Source organism: Turicibacter sp. TJ11 (assembly GCF_021497505.1).
In the GTDB taxonomy this organism is placed as follows: domain Bacteria; phylum Bacillota_I; class Bacilli_A; order MOL361; family Turicibacteraceae; genus Turicibacter.
Map to the genome: position 1 here is coordinate 603,308 of NZ_CP069349.1, position 23,228 is coordinate 626,535.

The 23,228-nt window shown below is 33.5% G+C and carries 17 protein-coding genes and 1 other annotated feature; of the genes, 15 read left to right on the plus strand and 2 right to left on the minus strand.

From position 1 onward, the window contains the following. The first annotated feature begins 150 nt into the window (after positions 1-150). From JRC48_RS02885 to JRC48_RS02905, 5 genes are all read left to right on the plus strand, one after another. Positions 151-309, plus strand: coding sequence for a hypothetical protein (locus JRC48_RS02885; protein WP_235070374.1), 159 nt, complete (start codon positions 151-153; stop codon positions 307-309). Between the two features lie 286 nt (positions 310-595). Beyond that, on the plus strand, positions 596-1,435 hold the full coding sequence (locus tag JRC48_RS02890) for a hypothetical protein (protein ID WP_235070375.1): 840 nt from the start codon (positions 596-598) through the stop codon (positions 1,433-1,435). A gap of 264 nt (positions 1,436-1,699) precedes the next feature. Then, positions 1,700-4,951 (plus strand): SNF2 helicase associated domain-containing protein, encoded by a 3,252-nt coding sequence (locus JRC48_RS02895; protein ID WP_235070376.1) that lies wholly within the window; start codon positions 1,700-1,702, stop codon positions 4,949-4,951. 39 nt (positions 4,952-4,990) lie between these two features. Beyond that, positions 4,991-5,204, plus strand: a binding site (T-box leader). Between the two features lie 76 nt (positions 5,205-5,280). Continuing rightward, positions 5,281-6,279: a tryptophan--tRNA ligase gene (trpS, locus tag JRC48_RS02900; RefSeq protein WP_235070377.1), complete on the plus strand. Its 999-nt coding sequence runs from the start codon at positions 5,281-5,283 to the stop codon at positions 6,277-6,279. Between the two features lie 205 nt (positions 6,280-6,484). Then, positions 6,485-7,063 (plus strand): DJ-1/PfpI family protein, encoded by a 579-nt coding sequence (locus JRC48_RS02905; protein ID WP_235070378.1) that lies wholly within the window; start codon positions 6,485-6,487, stop codon positions 7,061-7,063. Positions 7,064-7,095: 32 nt separating this feature from the next. Here the strand turns inward: JRC48_RS02905 and JRC48_RS02910 are convergent, their stop codons facing one another. After that, positions 7,096-7,515, minus strand: a complete 420-nt coding sequence (locus tag JRC48_RS02910; protein ID WP_235070379.1) for a hypothetical protein — start codon at positions 7,513-7,515, stop codon at positions 7,096-7,098. A gap of 421 nt (positions 7,516-7,936) precedes the next feature. Here JRC48_RS02910 and JRC48_RS02915 point away from each other — a divergent pair, with 421 nt between their 5' ends. The 3 genes from JRC48_RS02915 to JRC48_RS02925 all read left to right on the plus strand — a co-directional run bounded on the left by JRC48_RS02915 (position 7,937) and on the right by JRC48_RS02925 (position 11,512). Then, complete coding sequence (locus tag JRC48_RS02915) at positions 7,937-9,391, plus strand: DUF4352 domain-containing protein (RefSeq protein WP_235070380.1); 1,455 nt, start codon at positions 7,937-7,939, stop codon at positions 9,389-9,391. Between the two features lie 416 nt (positions 9,392-9,807). Then, complete coding sequence (locus JRC48_RS02920) at positions 9,808-10,569, plus strand: class I SAM-dependent methyltransferase (protein ID WP_235070381.1); 762 nt, start codon at positions 9,808-9,810, stop codon at positions 10,567-10,569. A gap of 139 nt (positions 10,570-10,708) precedes the next feature. Then, entirely contained in the window at positions 10,709-11,512 is an 804-nt protein-coding gene (locus tag JRC48_RS02925; protein WP_235070382.1) for a ZIP family metal transporter, read from the plus strand. Positions 11,513-11,592: 80 nt separating this feature from the next. Here JRC48_RS02925 and JRC48_RS02930 read toward each other — a convergent pair whose 3' ends face one another. Beyond that, complete coding sequence (locus JRC48_RS02930) at positions 11,593-11,967, minus strand: hypothetical protein (RefSeq protein WP_235070383.1); 375 nt, start codon at positions 11,965-11,967, stop codon at positions 11,593-11,595. Positions 11,968-12,199: 232 nt separating this feature from the next. Between JRC48_RS02930 and JRC48_RS02935 the strand changes: the two genes are divergently transcribed. The 7 genes from JRC48_RS02935 (at position 12,200) to JRC48_RS02965 (ending at position 23,226) form a co-directional block, all read left to right on the plus strand. Then, entirely contained in the window at positions 12,200-12,385 is a 186-nt protein-coding gene (locus JRC48_RS02935; protein ID WP_235070384.1) for a DUF4177 domain-containing protein, read from the plus strand. 258 nt (positions 12,386-12,643) lie between these two features. Then, positions 12,644-13,624: a Wadjet anti-phage system protein JetD domain-containing protein gene (locus JRC48_RS02940; protein WP_235070385.1), complete on the plus strand. Its 981-nt coding sequence runs from the start codon at positions 12,644-12,646 to the stop codon at positions 13,622-13,624. 10 nt (positions 13,625-13,634) lie between these two features. After that, a complete protein-coding gene (locus tag JRC48_RS02945) occupies positions 13,635-15,236 on the plus strand; it encodes a hypothetical protein (protein WP_235070386.1) in 1,602 nt (533 codons plus the stop codon). Beyond that, positions 15,237-15,977 (plus strand): DUF6063 family protein, encoded by a 741-nt coding sequence (locus JRC48_RS02950; protein WP_235070387.1) that lies wholly within the window; start codon positions 15,237-15,239, stop codon positions 15,975-15,977. After that, complete coding sequence (locus JRC48_RS02955) at positions 15,946-20,358, plus strand: hypothetical protein (protein ID WP_235070388.1); 4,413 nt, start codon at positions 15,946-15,948, stop codon at positions 20,356-20,358. Before JRC48_RS02950 ends, JRC48_RS02955 begins: the two co-directional genes overlap by 32 nt. Before the next feature lie 121 nt (positions 20,359-20,479). Continuing rightward, complete coding sequence (locus tag JRC48_RS02960; RefSeq protein ID WP_235070389.1) at positions 20,480-21,073, plus strand: bifunctional 2-polyprenyl-6-hydroxyphenol methylase/3-demethylubiquinol 3-O-methyltransferase UbiG; 594 nt, start codon at positions 20,480-20,482, stop codon at positions 21,071-21,073. A gap of 278 nt (positions 21,074-21,351) precedes the next feature. Continuing rightward, positions 21,352-23,226 (plus strand): hypothetical protein, encoded by a 1,875-nt coding sequence (locus JRC48_RS02965; RefSeq protein ID WP_235070390.1) that lies wholly within the window; start codon positions 21,352-21,354, stop codon positions 23,224-23,226. The last annotated feature ends 2 nt before the right edge of the window (positions 23,227-23,228 follow it).

Consider the following 23,228-nt stretch of genomic DNA (forward strand, 5'->3'; position numbering starts at 1 on the left):
ACAGAGAGACGGTGTTAGCTTAACGATTACTAGATAGCTAACCTCTGAAGAGTAAAAGATTTAGATGCATGAAGTCGGTATTAGTTTTTATCAAATGACTTCTATACAAAATAGTTATTTGTCTATATTTACAAATAAAAAAGAGATGGGATGATTCGATTGAAAGATAGTAAGTCTTCTACATTAACATCAAAACCACAAACATTCTCTTCAACTATTCATCATACGTATAAATTGAAACTGACAGATCAAGAACAGAAAACAAAAATCTATTTTGCTCGTTTAAGAGGCTATCGTGACCGATCATAATCTGTTGCGATAGCTTTTTTGGATAAAATAAAAATACATAATTAAAAAATTAGACAAAACTCTAAATAATAGATTTATAAAAAAATACAACGAATGTTGATTCATAAAGTAATATAAATATGAATTAAACTATGAGAAATTAGTATTGTTGTGATTTACTTCACAATGTTAGTTGGACTATTTTAACGTTAATAAGTCAAAATAAGCTTTTTATTGTTGAAAAAGATTTCTTTTTTTAGATGAAGGGACATAGACTGTAGTAATGTCTGCCTAAGGAGGGGGATTCGTGTTTTTAAATCGACAACTATGGGCAATTTATCACATGGCATTAAAACGTGAGAATATACGAATGTTACTTCTTGATCAAGATGATTTTAAAGCATCCGAATTGAACTACAAATTCATCGTCATGAGTACTAATCCGATGATGTTTTTGAAAAATCTAGATTGGATGGAAGAAATCGATGAAGTTGAGCATGTGGAAAGAGAACATTCATTTTATCAAAATAGCAAGATCTTTTTTAATTCGTGTGTCATTTTTAAAACAGGGTGGAGCTGTCAATTTACTTTTATTGAAAAAAATGAACAAACCATTTTTTTAAAACAATCTAATCGACTCGTTTTTATTGATCGTGATCAACTCGTGAAATCTGAGCAAATTCGATTTGAGGCGCTAAAAAATGATCAATGGCACGATCTACCAGAAGAAACGGAACTAGAGGAAATGATGATTGATTTTTACGAGCTTGTTCTTCGCCTTTGTCATTTGCATAAGAAATCGCTAAAAGATAACTCCCTTTTAAAACAAAATGAATTATTAGTCCGTCCCATAATTTATTTACTTCAGTGGCTTAACTTTTTAGGTGAGTGTTTTTCAGAGGATCAATTTAAACAAATTGATGAGTTAATTAATCTTCCGATTAAAAGAGGTGAAGAGATATCGATTGAGGCGATTTTATTGCACCTTAAAGCTATGGATGAGCTAGTGTTACGTTATTTAGTTTGTATGAATTATCAATTAGTCAGTGGAAAATTAAACCTCCTTAAAGATTATATTGATTACCTTATCAATCAGGAAATAAATGTTGCTAAAAGTAATAATTTAGAGATATTTAGGGCAAATTAACAGAGATTTATTAATTTTACGTAAGTAATGAAAGGCAATTCAAAGTTAAAAACAGCATTAAATGCTTGGTTAAAGATTAAAGGCGCCTGTGATAAGGCTTGAAGTGCCTAGTTTTTCGACAGCGGTCGATAAAATAAGTGAAGAATTGTTGTACATGAAAAGTAGAGGATAACCGATATTTATAAAAGCGAAACAACACTCATTCCTTAGTTAAGAAATTTATGGTAAAATATAGAGATGAGTGAAAATAGGAGTGTGAGTAGCGTGAATTTAAACCCGAGTATGATTAAAGATCGTGCAGCTAATCCTGCTGTTTTTTCGCGTGCTCAGTCATTTTATAATAGTGGGGGAAAAATTCAGTATTATATCACTTATGATTCTGTTGACTTTTATCAGATCTTTGGGGAAGTGACTGAGGATGAGGAGAGACATCAAGTTCTTATTAATTTAGATGAGAAGAGTCAGTTTATTCATCATCAATGTGATTGTGGAACGTTTACTGCTAAATTTGGCTCATGTAAACATGTCATTGCCACTTTATTGAAGGTGTATGATGATCAAATTCATAATAAATTAGTCATTCATTCAAGTGCCGACGAAGAAGAGGGACTAATTGATGAGCTATTGTCTGCTTATGAGGCAAATTTAACAACTGATTTTAATTATGAGATGTATACAAAAGATGTGGTGCTTTATCCGAAACTAGTCGTCAAATCGCTCGATGAAATTCATCTTGAAGTTTCAATCGGGCATCAACGTCCTTATGTTGTTCGAGATATTTATAAGTTAGCAAGTGATATTTGGAATGAAAATGTAGTGAGTTATGGGAAAGAACTCCAATTTAAACATTCGATTCAACATTTTGATGAACAATCACGTCCATTAGCTCAGTTTATTTGTGAAATCGTTAAAGAATATGATATTTATGCGAAGCAACTTCCAACGTTAGGTCCTATCAAATCGACTCGATCAATTATTTTAACACCAGCTTGGTTAGATAAGTTTTATGATCTTTATAAGCGTGAAACCATTTCATGTGAGTTAGAGGGCTTAATGAGTGAACACGCCATTCTTTATCCTTATGAGCCAAAGCTTGAATTTCGATTAACGCAACAAAAAAATGACTATTATTTCTCACATAATATGGGACCTTTTAAACTAGTGGATGGACAAAAATATACGTATATTATTTGTGAACGAGAAGCTTATCGCTGCGGCGCATCGTTTATAAAACCACTTTTACCTATTTTAAAAACAATGATTCAGTCTCCTCATTTTGAATTAAAACTAAATGAAGCAGAAATGGGCAAATTTTTATCGTTAGTCATGCCTAAAATTAAATCTTATGTCCGAGATGTTTCCTTAGATGCTTTATATGAAAAATTTAAAGTGTATCCGTTAACGATTAAATTTTATTTAGATTCATTAAAACGCGGGAATATTGGTTTAAAGATTCAATTTTGTTATGGTGACACGGTGATTGAAGCGAATGATCCTCATTCATTTGAACAAAATACAACGATTTTAAGAGATGCTAATAAAGAAGCTAAGACACTCGCAATGATTGAACAATATCTTTTTGAAAAATCAAAAGATGGAAGCTATGTTTTATCAGATGAAGATGGCATTTATTCCTTTATTCATGAGGGCGTTCATGAGTTAAAACAGTTAGGTGATGTTTATGCATCCGATACGTTTAAAGCGATTAAGATTAAAGAACCACAGTCTTTTTCAGTGGGAATTCATTTGAAAAATGATTGGTTAAGTGTTAACTTTGAAGATTTAGAGTTTGGTGCCTCTGAGTACAAAAAGATTTTGGCATCGTATCGTCAAAATAAAAAGTATTTCCGTTTAAAAGATGGTTCCTTCCTTCATTTAAAAAATCAATATGTGGACACGTTAGCATCCTTTGTTGATGATTTAAATTTAAATGATTCAGATCTTGATGAAGATGAAATCTTAATTCCTAAGTATCGGGCATTGTATCTTGATCAACTAACAACTATGAGTCAATCTCTTGATGTGAAGCGTGGGGATTCCTTTAATGAGATGATTGATGAATTTAAACACGTAGATGAGGCTGATTACAACGTGCCAAATGAGCTTGAATCCATCTTACGTGATTATCAAAAAACGGGATATCGTTGGTTAAAAACATTGGCTAAGTACCAAATGGGAGGTATTTTAGCTGATGATATGGGGCTTGGGAAAACGATACAGGTAATCTCGGTTTTATTATCAGAAAAAGAACAGACCAAAAAACCTTCTTTAATTGTTGCTCCAAGTTCGCTAGTTTATAACTGGGAAAGTGAAATTCATAAATTTGCCCCAAGCTTAAAGACACAAATTATTCAAGGTGATCCTGCCACAAGAAAACAATTAATTGCTAAAAGCGATCATCACGATATTTTAATTACCTCGTATGATTTAATTAGACGAGACATTGAAAGCTATCAAACGCAGCGTTTTAGATATTGTATTCTTGATGAGGCACACTACATTAAAAATCATACGACGTTAAATGCAAAAGCCGCCAAAAAGATTAACAGTGAAGTTCGCTTTGCCTTAACGGGAACGCCGATTGAAAATTCGTTATCGGATTTATGGTCCATTTTTGATTTTATTTTACCGGGTTATTTTGGCACTTACAGTCAATTTAAAAAGAAATATGAAGCGCCTGTCATGAGACAAGAAAACTTAAACTTATTAAGTCGTATTCATCAACAAGTGGCACCGTTTATTTTACGTCGTCTGAAAAAAGAAGTTTTAAAAGAGTTACCAGAAAAAATCGAAACTAATATGTACTGTGAGATGGATAAAACACAGCGAGATTTATATCACGCGATGGTTTATGCAATGAAAGAGGAAATGAATCAAGAAATTCAAGTTCAGGGCATTGAACGTAGTCGAATTAAAATTTTAGCGCTTTTAATGCGATTACGTCAAATTTGTTGCGACCCATCTTTATATTTAGAAAATTATCAAGGAGAAAGTGCAAAATTAAAACTTTGTTTAGAACTTGTGGATGAATGTATTTCATCGGGTCATAAAGTTTTAATCTTCTCTCAATTTACGTCGATGCTTGATATTTTATCTAAAGAATTTAAAGCGAAACAAATTGAACATCTGATCTTAACGGGTTCAACGAAAAGTAGTGACAGACTCAAATTAACGGAACAATTTAACGCCGATCAAACACCAGTCTTTTTAATTTCATTAAAAGCGGGTGGAACAGGATTAAACTTAACAGGTGCAGACGTTGTCATTCACTATGATCCATGGTGGAACATGAGTGTCCAAAACCAAGCAACCGATCGAGCTCACCGTTTAGGACAAGAAAAAACGGTTCAAGTCTTTAAGTTATTCGTTAAAAACACGATTGAAGAAAAAATTGAGCGTCTGCAACAGCGAAAACGTGATTTAACGGAAGCCATCGTTCAAGAAGGCGAGACATTTATTAATCAATTAAGTAGTGAAGAATTGACGGCACTTTTTGAAAGTGATGATGATTTTTAATTGACAAAGTGAGAGGCTTTGCATAAAATGAAAATAAATAATAAACCTTAGATTGAGAAGTAGTAGTTTAAATCGCATTTTATAGAGAGTCGATGGTTGGTGCAAATCGATAAATGTCTTAAATGAATGGGCTCATGAGTGGAACCTGAATAAAAAGAGTAGGGAACCCGGTTAACTTACGTTACGAGTTTGAAGTGAAATAGCAGGTGCTATTTTATTGAGGTGGTACCGCGGTTTAACAATCGTCCTCTATCGATTTAGATAGGGGGCGATTTTTTTATTTGGATTTCTATTAAAGGATGATGACAATAACTAAAGGAGTGTTTATTATGGCAAGAATTTTATCTGCAATTCAACCATCAGGAACGTTAACGATTGGAAATTATTTAGGAGCCTTAAAAAATTTCGTTAAATTACAAGATGAGCATGAATGTTTATTTTTCATTGTGGATCAACATGCAATTACCGTTCCACAAGATCGCTTAGAATTACGTAAAAAAATTAAAGAATTAACGGCTCTTTATTTGGCCTGTGGTTTAGATCCAGAAAAAGCGACCATCTTTGTTCAATCAGAAGTACCAGGACATACACAATTAGCATGGATGTTAACGTGTAATACATCAATGGGTGAATTAGAGCGTATGACACAGTTTAAAGATAAATCTCAAAAGTTAGCTTCTAAAGGTCAGGGCATTGGGGTAGGATTATTTATGTATCCTGTTTTAATGGCAGCAGATATTTTATTATATGATGTTGATTTTGTTCCAGTGGGTGATGACCAAAAACAACACTTAGAATTAACGCGTGATTTAGCGGAGCGCTTTAATAACCGTTTTGGAGAAACGTTTAAAATTCCTGAACCGTTAATCGCCAAAACAGGAGCACGCATTATGTCATTACAAGAACCAACGAAGAAAATGAGTAAGTCAGATGATAATCCACGTAACTTTATCTTAATGACAGATGAACCAAACGTCATTCGTAAAAAAATTAAATCAGCCGTGACGGATTCAGATGGTGTGATTGCGTTTGATCGTGAAAATAAACCAGGATTATCAAATTTATTAGAAATCTATTCAACAATGACAGGTGAGTCAATTGATTCGATTGTCGCGCGTTATGAAGGTTGCGGTTACGGACAGTTTAAATCTGATTTAGCAGAAGTTGTTGTTCGTGAATTAGAACCAATTCAAGCACGTATGAAAGAATTATTAAATTCTTCGTTAATTGATGAAGTACTTGATCGCGGAGCGGAACAGGCGAATCGAATGGCATTTAAAAAAGTTAAAAAAGTCGAACATAAGATGGGATTAGGTCGTAAAAAATAATTTTTTAAAAGACTAGCTTTTTAAGCTAGTCTTTTTCATGGGATGAAATCAATTAAAGAGGGCGTTTCTTATCAGATCCTTCTGTCGAACGACTGGAGTTTAGTTCTATTATTGAACGATACTGTGGAAGCAATTGACAATGAACAGCAATTTCAAATAAAATGAGATTAACTTAAACAAGTAACACGTTAGATGGGGGCTAAGTATGGGGAAAGTTTTGGTTTTTTTATTTGATGGAATGACCGATTATGAAATTACATTCATTTGTCATGTGTTAAATACAGATGCAGGAAAAGATATTATTACGGTTGCTTATGAAGATCGTGTCGTCAAAGCACAGTCAGGTTTTTCTTTTGAACCAGATTGCACGATTTCTGAAGTGGTCGATTTACAAGCAGATGGTTTAATTCTTTGCGGAGGGCGATCAGTCGACATTAAACCATCATTAATGAAATTGATTCAACGTTTTAATCAAGAACGAAAGCTATTAGCTGCGATTGGAAGTGCTGGAACGATTATGTTAGCTAAATCAGGTGTTTTAGATGAAGCAACTTATACAACGACGCTAACGGAGTGGTCGACGAAGTATCAGTATGTTTACGGAATTCAAGACCCATTTCCAAGAGATAATTATATTGAAAAACGATTAGTGAGAGATCGTCATATTATTACGGCACAACCGATTGCTTTTTTAGATTTCACATTAGAAATTTGTGCTTGGTTTAAACTATTTCAAAATCATCAAGAAAAACATGCGTTTGCTAAATTAATTAAAGGGGCATAAAAAAAGGTTAACTCTATGATGGAGTTAACCTTTTATATATTGATGGGTCTTAGTTCACCGTGAATAATGAGTTCTTCTTCTTTCACAAATGTTTCAAGTCCTTTAAATGAACTTGGATATAAGTCATCTAGTTCGAAAAGTTTATTTATAAACATGATTTTATGACTTAATCGTGTCGGATTTGTCATGAGAGCTAGTTCTTGCTTCATTTGGTCCAATGAAAAATAAGCCGTTAGTTTTGTTAATAATTGTTTAAGAGATTTAAACGTGTTGTTTTTTTCGATAAGCTCATCTAGCATAAATAATTCAGTCGGTGTTTGATCATTTAATTGGTTTTGCATGTCAATGCTTGAATGAACATCTGCCACAGCTGTAAACTTCGATGATTCATGACAACCAATAATTAAAACACTACTTGCAAACGCTGCGAATAACAGTTGCTGTAATTTCATATTTACCTCCAGTGTTATACTTTAGACGAACGTTATCTAATTTAACATAAGATTTATTTAATGTAAACCATAATAAAATACATTTTGCTCGAATATAGCGTAAAAAAGCGTTTTTTAACTCGTATTTTTTCTAAAATTCAGTCTTATTTTGAGAAAAATATATGGAATTAGGTGATGAGTTTTAAAGCAGATGATTAAATTAACCTTCATTAAGTCCTAAGATTAGCAAAAGAAGCGATACGTTCTATTTTTTGTTATCGTTAGACAAGGCGAATGAGAATTTGATAAGTTAAGACAGCTTTTATGACTCAATTGACATTTAAGAGAAAATATTTTTTAGCGAAAAAACATACGGATCATAAGTGGGGGATTATCTTACGATATAATAAAGCATATTTATGAGGCGAAATGGAGGATATCTATGCTAGACGCACAATTAATCTTACGACTTTGCGCCTTCTTATGTTTTATGACTGGAATCTTTAGCCCAGGCATTGTGATTAAATGGGGACTTTCATCTTCCATCGTAAGAAGACGTACCTTAACCGCTTTTAGTGGTCTCATTGTTCTTTTTATCTTAGTAAATCAGCCTGATATGTCCGAACCTAAGGCCTACTTAGAAAATGAAACGGCGGAGTCAAAACAAGTCTTTCTCTTTTCATCACTTGAAGATGAAGAGGAAATGAAAGTATATAAAGTCGCAGATACTGGCTACACACAGCATTTATCAATTGAAGTAATTGATGAACAAACAACTAAAGGAAATGACGTTTATCAAGCACCAGAGGGCTATCAATTCGTTCAAGTCACCTATCAGATCACGAATCAGTTAGAAGACCCTTACACGTTAGATATGAACGAACTACAACTTCAAACGGAAACATCTGAGATGTTATCGCCTCAGTTAGTTGATGAATCGTCAACCAGATTAATTCTCGATCCTAAAAAAAGTGAAGAACTTTCACTCATTTATTTGCAACCGATTGATGAAGCTTACTTAACGGTGACTTACTTACCGTTACATTATGAAATGGGAAGTGAGGATGAAGAGACCGAGGACCTTGTCGTTAGCAAAATTGGAGAGGTCTTAAAAACAAAACAGGCGATGATTCAAGTTCATGACATGAGTCGCATGACTCAAAAAGAAAAAGTCGGCTATGAGTACATTGAAGTTTCTTTAAGTATTAAAAATCCAACAAATCAATTGATCACTTATTATCCGTTTCACTTTGAGCTAGGATGTAGCCTAAGTCCATCAAATACTAAGCCGATGATTGGTGTAACTGAAGCAAACACGCTAACAATTACAGAACTTGCAGGCGGGGGATTAGTGAGTGGAACGCTTTTATTTGAAGTGCCAAAAGGAGCCAGTGAGCTAACATTGTTTTATAATGAACCGGGCCTATTTACGAAGCAACGGTATCAGATCAATTTAATGGAGACCACACCGCAACCTCTTCCACTTCAGTCTGAGGTAACGCTTGAGGAACATGAACAAAACTTAACACAAGAAAATGGAATGAACCTCGAGATTTTAAATACCGAGTTTACAACAAAGACTCAATATAGTCAGGCTAGTTCACATCGACAGTTTATCTTAGTTGAAGTCAAACTAAGTAATATATCAGCCGACATTAAAGAGTATACGACGTATGATTTTAAATTAATGAATGATCAAGGACGCTTGCTCTTACCGAGCTTGTTTTTAGTGGATAATGAACATGAACTTAAAAACGGAGCCCTTCATCCAAATGAAGAAGTCAGTGGTTATGTTTTGTTTGAAGCCTCTGATTTGCATGATGAATTTACATTAGTTTATTCATCAAATCATTGGGAAACAAGTAACTATCTCATTCATAAAATTTCTGAAAATTAAGAAAAAATGAATTCCGTTTGGAAATTAGTGTATTTTTTGTGTACATATTGTATAATAAAGTTGTTTAAAAAAAGAAAAGGATGAATACATTTTATGTAAATCAGTATCTGATTTCAAACGAAGATGTTATCTCTAAGTAAGTTGAAATGAGATAAATGCGAATCGTTGTAGACGGTGAAATGATTAATCGTCTACAAAACATCTTCTCGTTTTAGAGGGGAAGTTTGAACAATCTTGCTTAACTTGTTTTCATAATTAAATACTTGATAAGCAGTGGACTCATTCACTTCTTAATGAGAATCATATAGTTCATCAGTTAAAAAATGCTTTTCTTTTTAATCAATTAGACTTCTAATGACGAGTGTTAGTTGGGGAAAAACTAACATAAAAAACAACGTGGTAAAGGGGTAGGGAGTATGAATCAAAGGCTTTTTGAAGAACTAATTAAAGAAGAACAACAATCAATTTCGGGATGGAATTTAAGTTATTTGAAGGATAGCGAGCGAATGATGAAATTCCCACTACAATGGAAATTTTCAAATGTTTTAAAACCTTATTTAAATGAGTGTGGTCGTCTATTACAGATGGGAACGAAAGATAAAGAGATGTTAGTCTCTGTTTCATCTTGTCAAAAACAAACAAGAGTCACGATGAGTGATGAAGCGGATGCAACAGTTGGAGATGAATTAAAGTCACTTGGAGTTGAAGTCATTCCTGTTTTAACGAATGATTTGTTACCGTTTGAAGATGAGGCATTTGATTTAATCATCAACAAACATGAATCATTTGACGCGAGTGAAATTGAGCGTTTACTTCATGAAAATGGCTACTTTATTACAGAACAAGTCGGGGGACTGAATGATTGTGAGTTAAATTTATGGTTAAATGTAGAGACGTCAGAGTCTTTAAATAAAAATTTCCGTTCGACAATTAATTCCCTAAGAGACGCTGGATTAACCATTGTTGAAGAGAAAGAAGATATTTCTCGAACACGTTTTTATGACCTTGGGGCTATTGTTTATTACTTAAAATCGAAGCGTTCACCCATCCGTGACTTCTCAGTGGAAAAATATTTTGATCGCCTTCAAGTCATGAAGGGAATTATTGATCAACAAGGATATATTGATTTAACAAAGCATCGATTTTTAATGATTGTAAAAAAAGTTAAGCACGACTAGTGGCTTAACTTTTTTTGATGAAAAGATCTTGGTCAGACCATTTATCAAAATTAATTAATTCCTGTTAGTTCTTATCACAAATTTTCAAGATTAGAATAAATTGTAGTTAGAGGACTACGAAACAGGAGGGATAATCAACATGGAATGGTTTGCTAGTCTTTCCCCAGTCATTCAAGCCTTATGTGCGACGATTTTTACTTGGGGAGTTACAGCTCTTGGAGCTGCTACAGTTCTCTTCTTCAAAAACATAAACAAACGATTACTAGATGGAATGCTTGGTTTTGGTGCAGGGGTGATGATTGCCGCAAGTTTTTGGTCATTATTAAATCCAGCACTTGAACTTTCTGAACAACTAGGTTCTGAAATTGTCTGGCTTAGTCCGGCGATTGGTTTCTTAATAGGTGGTTTATTTGTCGTCTTATCCGAAAGGTTAATGGATAGATTTTACTTCAATCAATGGCGAGATAAAGAGTGTAAAAACTCGTTAAAACGAAGTTTATTGCTTGTCTCAGCAGTTACCATTCACAATATCCCAGAGGGATTAGCTGTTGGGGTTGCTTTTGGTGGAGTCGTTGCTGGTATAGAAGGTGCTTCTTTAGTTTCAGCGATTTTACTTGCGATTGGGATTGGGCTTCAAAACTTCCCTGAAGGTGCTGCGGTTTCACTACCACTTCGCCGAGAAGGTTACAGCCGAATGAGATCATTTCTTTCTGGACAAGCATCAGGTTTAGTTGAACCTATTGCCGGTGTGATTGGAGCTTTCGCTGCGATTAGTGTTCGCGGATTGTTACCCTTTTTACTATCTTTTGCTGCAGGAGCTATGATTTCAGTCGTTGCTTCTGAATTAATTCCTGAAAGTGCACGAGATAATAAAAACTTAGCTGCAATTGGTGTAATCATTGGGTTTATGGTCATGATGATCATGGACGTGGCCTTAGGATAACAAAAAAACTGTACGAATGTCTCGTACAGTTTTTTTGTTTCATGGTTAAATTTGATGAGTCTCTTTAATCATTTAATTTTTTATTCTTGAACAAGTTGTGATTCATAAGATTCACGATCAATCGGTGAAAATCCAACAATTTGATCACAGTGTAATGTCATTTCTTCAAATGTTAAACGGTGTCCATTAGCATAAGTCACAATCGCATCTTTGACACAGATCATGCTACCATCACCGATTAGTTCAACTTCATCTTCTAACGACATATTTTTAATAATTTCATCTTTAGCTGCTGAAATCATTCCACATGTTGTTTCATCTAACACATCACCAGCAAAAAATAATCGTCCCATCACATGTCCAAAATTTGTTATTAATATCACATAACCATCACCAGCGTTTGCCATAGCTGATAATAAGTTTAAATTTAAATATTTAGCAGACACTTGTTTCATTACTTCCACATCCTTTATTCACATATCTTTACCATTTTAACATGAGAAAAACTTCACGACTATAAGAAAGTGTGGAATTTTAGAAAGTTCCTTTGTTAAAAAGATAAGGTGCACGACTTAAAAGAAAGAAGCAGAAGTTCATCATGATTGGTTAAATCATAGAAACACATTCTTTTCTTCATGAGATCACATGATATAATGGTTATATCATGGAAAAAAAGGGGGAAGCGCGATGTATCGCTATATTTATGTAGAAGCTCAAGCTGAAACATTTTTTAATACTGCCAATCATCGAGAACTCATTGATGAGTATAGCCAAAAAGGATGGCGATTGGTAACCGCTATTCCAACTCAAATGAATAGTAATGGCTATATCAAAAAATACGATTTAGTTTTTGAAAAACCAATGAATAAATGAAAAAACTAAAATCACCTAAAAGGGATGAATAAGACAGGTCATAACTCAAACATCTTATGTTATAAGATAGTTGATGGGCTTATCCTAAATGATTGTCACTTATTATAATAGAATAAGTTTTTTCGGTGACTTCGTAAGAAGTCTCTTTTTTTATTGACTGTAAGAGGAATAATCAGAAAAGTTTTAAACAAAATAGAATCTTTTCTTACTTTTGTGTATAATTACGTTAATAAGTGTCAATTAAAAGAGGTGAATAACGTGCAGTTTTTGAAAGATTATCCGCGAAAGCGAATCGAGTTAGCGGCTATTGAGAAGCATTATGAGTTATTTAACTATCAAGAACTTTATCAATTTATTCAACGAGCGCTACAACAAGGGGATCTTGAACCCGTCAAAGCGAGTGGAAGTAATGGAAAAAAGCCGGCTCTTTATAAAAAATACCACATTGTGACAAAGATTAAAAACGAAGATAAGCTTCGTCAAGAATTGTTGTTTTCACTTTCTCCAGCTTTAAAAAATGATTATTATTTGAATCATCTAAGACAATATGCACTTGATCGTGAGGCAATTTTAAAACTCAGCGCTTTTTTTTCTGATCATCGTGATTGTTTACAATTTTCGACCTCATTAAATGAACGTAGTTTTCAAATTTGGCAACAAGAAAAATTTTTAGCTCAGGAAGGGCAACGATTGTTAAAAAATGTCGGATTGACCGTTGATGATTTAAATATTTATGAAACAGCTGAACCGTTAGCGTATTACAGTGTTTCTAAAGAGACGCCTCAAAATATTTTAATTATTGAAAACAAAGATACTTTTTATAGTCTACGTAAATTTTTAATTGAGGGGCATCCACTGATTCTTGGGTGTTCGATTAAAACGCTCATTTATGCCGGTGGTAAACGGGGAATTAAAGGGTTTCAACATTTTGAAGCAAGTGTTGAACCTTATTTATTAGATAAAGCAAATCAATTTTATTATTTTGGTGACTTAGATTATGAGGGAATCTTAATTTTTGAAAAATTACGTGATCACTTTTACTGTGAACCATTTGTATTAGGTTATGAGGCCATGCTCAAAAAAGCTCGTTCACTTCAACTGCCTAAAACAAAAGAAAAGCAAAACCGACAAATTAGTGAGATGTTTTTTGATTATTTTGAAGATAGTACCGTAATGAAAGAAATCTTAGAGTCCGATCGTTATATTCCACAAGAAATTTTAACGATGCAGGATATTTAGGAGGATAAACATGCAGTTTGATTTTTTAAGACAGTTTCAAACACGAATGAAAAAAGTGGGTGCTTATGCGACGCTTTTTAAAAATAGTTTAGCTAAAACGACTTGGAAAAACTATGGATTTGATGAGGCTCATGAACAAGTGAACCTCATGTTTTCGGTGTTACTTTATATTATGGAGTGTTCATTAAAAGAAGACGTTTGTACGATGGATGATATTGCAAACTTCATTGATCAATTAAATATGCAAGCTTATCAAAAGCCACTTTCTTATGAACAAGCAAAGGAGCTTGCTATTTTTATCGTTGACGTGGCGTTATGTAATGAAGGACGTCCGATGTATTTTGATGGTTTTAATTATGAAGACAATCACTATGAATCAATTTATATTAGCTTTGTTGGAAATAAAGTTGTGTATATCGATCAAGAGTTAAAACGAACGTCTTATTATTTAACCGATGAAGGGTATGAACTGATGTTATCGACGTTAGAAGTTGATAGCCATTTACAGTTAACGATTCAAGAAATGATTTTTAAACTTCATTTAGAAAAATCAACGTATGATAAAGCCGTGGATGATGTTAAAACAATTTTTAACTTACTTCGCATTCAATTTCAAAAAATTGAAGGAGCGATGCGTAAAATTAGACAAAATGCCTTACTTTATTCTGTTGATGATTATAAAGAGGTGGTCGAACAAAATTTAACCATTATCGAAGAAACAAAAGAAAAGTTTTTAGGCTATCGAGAAAATATTAAACGCAGGATGCAGGAGTTAGAAGAAAAAGATATTACCATTCAAAAATTAGCAGATGATGAACGTCAAAACTTAGGGCATTTAAAAACGATTGAAAGCTATTTAAATCAGGCACTCGATGAGCATCAGCGCATTTTAAATTCACATTTTGATTTAAAAAATCTTTATACAAAGGAATTAGAGGGATTAACACAAATGAGTTATATTCAACGGTTTAATTTTCGAACTAACTTTTATGATGAAGTGTTAAAGCAACCCCTAGCGCTTGAACATCTCGAGCATTTCTTACGTCCCGTATTTTTAAAATCATTAGATAAGACGTATAACTTAAGTAAATGTATTGAACTTCAGCGTCCCATTTCAAAAAAGAAAAAAGAAGAAGAATTTTTTACAACGATTGAAGAAGAATCAATGGAGTCTTTTATTCAAGAACAAAAGAAAAAACGATTAGCACACTATATGGATAGTTTAACGCTGTTATTATCGTTTGTGCTTGAGCATCAAGTGATCGAACTGAGCGAAATTAAGGCGCAGTTAGATGAACAAAAGCGTCAGGTATTAATTCCGAGCGTTGAAATTTTTAAAGAAATGATGATTGAACTTTTACAAGCTAAAACACTAGATATTTGTCAATTAAAGCAAGAACGATTAGAAACACTCAGTGAAACGAGTTATGATTTTCAATTAAGTACGTGCCTACTTGATGTACTAGAGGAACACTTCCCGTTAAAATCAGTGAATCAACTATCAGTGATGCGAACGGAAGATGGTGAAACGGTTTCGTTTGAACAAGTTAGTGATGAGACAGGACGTAAAAAAACGATTCGATGTTCAAATATTAGATTAGAGGTGTCGTAATTGAGTTATCAACTAGAAGAAATCAAATTGAGTCAACAAATTTTTTATCATTTATTATCAGAAACAGAACTAAGTGAGCAGACGGATAAGGCACTTTATTATGCGTATACGTCAAGTGAAAATGTGATGAATTTAGTCAAAAGTCAAGGAGAGATTGCGAACTGCAGCATTGAACGTTATGGAAGTAGTATTTATTTGATTCCAAAAGAAACAAACGAGTGGCTTGGTTTTTCAAAGCGTGAGTTAAAAAAGATCTTATGTAAGTCGTCAGGGACAGATAAAGATTATTATTTATCGCAGTTTGTTATTTTAACGCTGCTAGTTGAGTTTTATGATGGACAAGGTGTAAGTTCGAAAAGTCGCGATTTCATCCGTATTGGTGAGCTACAAAATATCATCGCGAGTCGACTAAAAGAAGGCGCAAGTTATTATGAAGAAGAGGTTCAACAACAAGTCGGAATTGCTTATAGTAATATGTTAGAAGCCTTTGAAGCCTTACGTAGTGATGAGAAAGGTTCTAAGCAAAAAACAACGAAAGAAGGTTTTTTACACGGCATTTTTAAGTTTTTACAACAGCAACAGTTAATTGAATACATTGAAGCAGATGAAATGATTACAACGACTAAAAAGTTAGATCATTTAATGGATTTTAATCTGTTAAATCAAAATCATTTTAAACGCGTGTTAACTGTTTTAAAGGAGGTAGAATATGAGTCGAATGAATCGAATTCGAATCGTTAATTTAAGTTATAACCAAGATGCCATTCGTATTGATGATGAGTGCTTTGAATTAGTCAATGAAAATACGTTATTCTCGTTACGAAATGGAGGAGGAAAATCGGTTTTAATTCAAATGTTAACCGCGCCTTTTGTCCATAAACGTTATCGTGATACGCTAGATCGACCATTTGCCAGTTATTTTAACACGAACCAACCCACGTTTATTTTGGTTGAGTGGAGCTTAGATCAAGAAGCCGGTTACGTGTTAACAGGAATGATGGTTCGTAAAAATCAAGAAACAAAAGAAGATGATGAACAGCGCCCAGAACTTGAAATGATTAACTTTATTCACGAATATGAATTTGAAAATGAGTTTGATATTAAACATTTGCCGCTACTGATTCAAGAAGATCAAAAGAAAACATTAAAAGGATTTCATGTTTGTCGACAATTGTTTGAGCAATGCAAGCAAAATAAACAATTAAAGTTTGATTACTATGATATGAATCAGCCGGCACGTGCTCGCGCCTACTTTTCTAAACTAGAAGAATTTCAAATTTACTCTAAAGAATGGGAATCGATTATTAAAAAGGTTAATTTAAAGGAATCAGGCTTATCGGAGTTGTTTAAAGAGGCAAAAGATGAAAAAGGATTAACTGAAAAGTGGTTTTTAGAAGCAATTGAAAATAAATTGAATCACCAACAAAATCGCATTAAAGGATTTGAAGCGTTGATTAAAAAATATGTGTTGCAATATAAAGAAAATGAAGGGAATTTTAAGCGAAAAGAAGGAATTTTAAAGTTTCAAGATATTATGCAACCGATTTTAGCCAGTGAGCGTGAGTTGCTTGAGAGTGAAGCTAAAGTGTCTAACTATGAGGAAGAACTCGCACAGTTAGCCGCTATTTTAGAGCAGTTACAACGAGAAACGATCAATCATTATGAAGAAAAAGAAGAAGAGTTAGAGAGGTTGTTACAAAAACAACATCGCCTAGCTCACGAGCAACAATCGTTAATTATTTATGAGTTAATGGATCAACAAGAGGAAGTCCAAGAAGAAAAGAAGCGAGTTGAACATGTTAAGTATCAACTTCAAGAACGACAAGCAAAAACAAAAAAACAACAACATATTTATGAAGCAGCTCAGCGTTATGAGTATTATAAGCAAGCATCTGAAGAGGTTCAACGCTGTGAATCAAGATTAGAGGTTGCTAAAAAAAGTCAAGAAGAATTATTGCCACGATTAAATGATTTAGGTTACAGTTTAAGTTTAATTTATGAACAACAAATTGAGCGAGAAGAGGAAGCTTTAAATCGACTTCATTGGCAATTAAAAGATACATTAAATGAACAAAAACAAATTAAGACTCAATTAGAAGTTAAGCAAGAGGATTGTCAGCAATTATTTGCTCAAATCGGGCGTCTTGAAGCAACGATAACTCAATTTGATACACAAGAACAATGGATGAGTCAAAAATATAATGAATCACTGCAACGAAATTTAGAAGGATATTATGCAGCGGGATTTTTAGAACATAAACTCTCGACTTTATCTGAAACGATCGAACAACTAAAAAAACAAAACAAGCAAGGGTTAGAACATGAACACCAATTAAAAGAAGAGCAGCATAAAACACATCGTGACTTAGAAGACGTAAAAGAAACATTAGGTTCATTAAAAATGACCATTGATCATCAGCGTCAGGCGTTAGATCAATTAGAAGCCGAGTTAAAAGAGCGAGAGACACTGTCTGCTTATATTGCCTGGCCGAAAGAACATCTATTAGACACTGAAGGAATGATTCAAGCCTTTATCCAAAAGCGTCAAGTAGTTGAACAACGCTTACGTCAGCTTGAACGACAATTAGATAGCCTGAATCAAGAAAAGCAACAATTGCAATCAGGAGATATTACCCCATTACCTCAAGCATTTAAGCAACGTTTAGATGAAGAGGGAATCCAATACGTATTAGGAATCGATTGGTTAAAACATAATAAACGTTCGATTGAACAAAATCATCAATTAATTACAAATCATCCATTTTTACCTTATAGTTTAATTTTAAGTCAAGCGGAGATGATTCGCTTTAAGCAAATCCATTTACAAATGAGCACGTCATTTCCAATTCCAATTATGATTCGAGAGCAACTAGATGAAGTGCCAACTCATGATTATAAACTTGGCCATTATCATTTAGAAACCCTTGATTTTTATGTTTGGTTTAATGAAGAATTATTAGATGAATCACGCCTCGCGCAACTGTTATTGTTAAAAGATAAAGAAATTGAAGAGATTCAAGCTCATCATGATACACAAACCCTTCATTTCAAACGTTATGAAGAACAAATAAATCGTTTAAAGTATCAAAAATTATCAGCGAGCACCTATGAGGCTGCTAAAGAGCAATTGCAGTTATCGTTAGATAATCAAGTCAAGTGGCAACAACGTTTAATTCAATTGCAACAAACAAAAGAACAATTACGATTAGACATCGACGCGACCATTAAGCAAATTCAAGACACTCAAATGTTGATGCGTACAACGAAAGAAAAATTAGACGCCTTCGAAACGTTTTCGACTCAATATGATCAATATGTTCGTACGCGACAAGATTTAGGGATGAGTGAGGAGCAGCTAGAGATTAAACAAGTCGAGCTAGCAGCGCTATCACAACAGCAAGATGAATTATATGAAACATTAAATACCTTAAAGGCCAGTGAGCGTGAAAAACAAAACTACTTAGAAACGTTAAAAGTGAGTTTTCAAAAATTTGAACGATATAGTGAAGGAATCGTTCTTCAAAAAGATGTCGAAGATTTATTAGCTGAGTATCAGGCGATTGAAGATCAATTAAATGGTGATATTCGTCGAAGTGAAGAAGATCTATTAGCAGCGAAAAAACGATTTATTTCAGAAGAAGATCAACTTCAACAACTCACGGAGCGATATCAACTAGTGGATGCCGATTATCAAGGAACGAAATATGATAAGTTTGTTTATGAACAAATTTTAATGGAACTCAAACGATTCGATCAACAATTAGAGGATGCTACAAAGCAGCTTCATGCGTTAGAGATTCAGTTTGCAACTCTTGAAACTGAAGAAAAAAATGCTTACCAACGTTTAAAACGTGAGTTAAATGAGACAGAAATTTTAGAAAAATCACTTGTTATCAACTGTGATTTTGAAAAATTAATCGCGCAAACGAAAGAGCAATTACGTCAAGTTAATGAGCAAAAAGAGCAATTCGTTCGCACATTAGATCTTTATGCACGTGAGTTATCCAATTTAGTTGAATATAAAAAAGAAGATGCTACAGATGATATAATTATTGATTCAAGTTATCGTGAGTATACGGAAAAAGATTGGCAAACGAAACGAGGTAAACTACTTCGTGATTATAAACATCAGCAACATATCGTTAATGAGATGAAGCATCAAATTAGTGATGAATTCAATCAAGTGGGGCGTTTAGCCTTATTTGAAGATGAATTTTTTGCAAGACCTTTTCAACGATTTAGTCATTGTAAACATCAACCTGCTTCATTTATTGAACAATATGAAACGATGGAACAAGTCTTTGCTAGTTTAATCAAGAAGCTAGATGTTGATATTGAAATGAGTGAAAAAGAAAAAGATCATGTGATTGAGTTATTATTAGATTATGTTTTTGAAATTCATAAGCAATTAGGGCTTATTGATCAAAACTCAAGTATTCCGATTCGTGGGAAAAATATTAAAATGCTTAGAATTACACCTCCTAAATGGGAGGATCATCAGGGCATTTATCAAGTTCGGATGAATGATTTTGTTCAAACATTAACGACTCATTGTTTACAATTATTACAGAATAATGAAACAATTGAAGAGTTTATTGGCCATCAAGTGACAACGAAGCAACTGTATGATCAAATTGTTGGAACGGCAAATGTTGAAATAAAATTATACAAAATTGAGGAGCAACGTGAATATCAAATCACCTGGGAACAAGTCGCCAAAAATTCAGGTGGAGAAGGGTTCTTATCTGCCTTTGTTGTTTTAACGAGTCTACTTTCATTTATGCGAAAAGATGAAACCGACCTTTTTTCAAGTTTTGAAGAAGGAAAAGTGTTAGTGATGGACAATCCATTTGCACAAACGAATGCTGCCCACTTATTAAAACCATTAATTGAATTAGCTAAAAAGAATAATACTCAATTGATTTGTTTCTCTGGACTAGGGGGAGATTCGATTTACAGTCGATTTGAAAATATTTATTCCCTAAGTTTAGTCCCATCGAGTTTTAAAAAAGGCTGTGAATATATGAAAAGTCATCAGATTAAAGGAAGTGTAGAACCTCACTTAGTGATTCCCACGCGTATTTACGTCGAAGATGGTGTTCAAGAAGCATTACTGTTTTAAATCCAAACGGGCTGTCTTATGATGAGACAGCCCGTTTTTCCATCAACGCTTAACGATCTTTAGACGATGATTGAATAAATTTATTAGATTTATAAAAAAACTGAAAGTTAGGAGCTTTATCATGACAAAAACATTAGCATATTATAATCAATTTGCAAAAGCATACAATGAAACAACTTTAACTATCGAATTTCAATCAAAACGTGAATTTTTATTAAAATATCTGAACCCCCATGCCCATATTTTAGATTTAGGATGTGGATCGGGAAGAGATAGCAAAGCCTTTCTTCAACAAGGGTATGAAGTGACGGCGATAGATGGATCACAAGAACTATGTCAGCTTGCGAGTGAAACGATTGGTCAACCTGTAAAATGCCAATTATTTAGTGAACTGGATGATATAAACACTTATGATGCTGTTTGGGCGTGTGCTTCTTTACTTCATTTACCGACCATTGAACTTAAACAAACGTTAAAAAAAATCGAAAAAGCATTAAAGGATGAAGGCTACTTTTACGCTTCATTTAAATACGGTGAATTTGAAGGATATCGAGAAGAACGTTTCTTTAACGATTTTACAGAAGAATCTTTCAAGACTTTATTAAAAGATATCCCTACGCTAACCATTATAGAAACAGAAGTCACGACAGATGTTATTCCAGGGAGAGAAAACGTCAGTTGGCTAAATCTCATGATGAAAAAGATGTCTAAATAGCGAGTAGCTAGAGTAGAGATGATTATCATTGTTAATTAATTATTCAAGGTTTTAGGGTGTTACTGATACAGTAACACCTTTTTTTATGGCGCAAGAAGAGATGGTGTATCTGTCTGATTAAAGATTTTAAAGGTTAGAATAAGTACCCCAGTTATATCAACTGAAAAATTCATTATTCTTAGTTGATCTAAAACGTAAACTATGTGAAAATAATATTATGACAATAAATAACAGCATTGTTTACAAAACGACATCAAATTGGGTAGGGGGAGATAAAAATGACACAATACTGGCAGTTCACACCAGTTGATCGTATTGAAGAATCAACTTTTCATCCTGTTTTAGAGCGATTTTATAAGAATGGGATATCTGGTCTAATTCGTGAGAATATACAAAATTCGCTGGATGGAAAGTTAAAAGGAAATGACCATCCTGTTGTTGTAACCATTAAAACAGGTATGATTGATCAAGAACATATTCCGGGGTTGAATGAAGTTAAAGAACGTATTTTAAGCTTACAGGGGCGTAATGGATATACAAAAGAAACCATTGCTCATATGCAAAATAAAATGCATGATGAAACCATTCATTATATTTCTTTTGAAGATAGTCATACAAAAGGTTTACGTGGTGCAATGAATGGACAAACCAATTCTAATGAAGACACGTGGAGTATTTATGCTTATAACAAAGGGGTACATACGATAGAAGCGGATGAATCCGCAGAACAGGCACGCGGAGGTTCTCATGGAATAGGAAAAATTGCATCCAACGCAGCATCAGATTTATATCTCATGTATTTTGCTAACTGTGATGAATTTGGACATCAGCATCTAGGGGGAACCATTCAATTAATAGAACACGAGTTAAATGAAAAATGTTATCGTGCCACAGGCTATTTCACAAAAATACAAAATGGTAAGTTTTATCCATTTGAAAATAATTTTCATGAGGTGTTTCAAAAGCAAACACGTGGTTTAAAGATTATTGTACCTTTTTTACGAAATGAGTTTAGTAACGAGGTAGAAATTATAAAAGCTGTTTGTGATAGTTTCTTCTTATCTATTTTAGAAGGCAAGTTACAAGTTGATATTAATGATCATTGTTTGAATGCTCAAACTATTGGTCAATATATGACAAATCCAACGTACTATCCAAGTGATGTAGAACCTAAAGACTTAAACTTTACTCCATTTTATTATCAGACATATATGGAACAAGAACCACAACGAATTATAATTAAAGATAAAAAAGAGGCTTACGAATTTAATTTGTATTTTAAATATGATTTATCTATTCCAAAAGGACGCATTGGCATTATTCGTACTATCGGAATGAAAATTGAAGATAAGAAAATTAGTGGCCATATTAATAAACCCTTTAATGGTGTATTGATTCCAGTGTCATCAAAAGAAGATGGCTATTTGAAGTCGCTTGAAAATGAATCACATACACAATTATCGTTTGATCATATTAAAAATCAAGAACTTCAAAAAAATGCTAAACGTTTTATTAATAATATTACTAGACAAATTAGTCAGGTGATTGATGAGGCAATTAAACAAAATAATCCAACAGATGGAAAGATGGATACGAGTGATATTTTATACGTGGTTGAAACACAGTTTAAGAAAGATCTATCTAAAGCTGTTTCATCTGTGAAGTTAAAAAAAGGTAGTCGAGAAAAAACTGTGGTGAAAATCCCGACAGATGTACCGAAGAAGAAACCAAAAAGTAAAGAATCAGGAGAGCAAGATCCAAAACCACCGCTAAAGCGTAAGCCTCGGGCTAAAGATGAAGCTGAAGGTAAAATTAAATATCAAGCACAACCTGATCGTGTGCAACGTGCTATGATTGGTGATTCTGAAATTCTGCGCTTTGATTTCTCAAAAAGTCCTGAGATTAAACATGTGAATACTTGTGATGTTTCACTTGCTGTTGTTGATGGGATGGGGAAAGAGTATCCTAATGAATTAAAATTGAACGACGCTTATACAAAAATTATTGATTTAACAACAAGTCAAACAGTAAAAATCCAAAATAATATAATTAAAGATGTAGTATTAACTAAAGGGGTAGCTCAGTTAAAACTACAATCGAGTGGTAACAGTTTTAATAAAAATCTAAAATTCGTTTACTATGTGGAGGTGTAGAA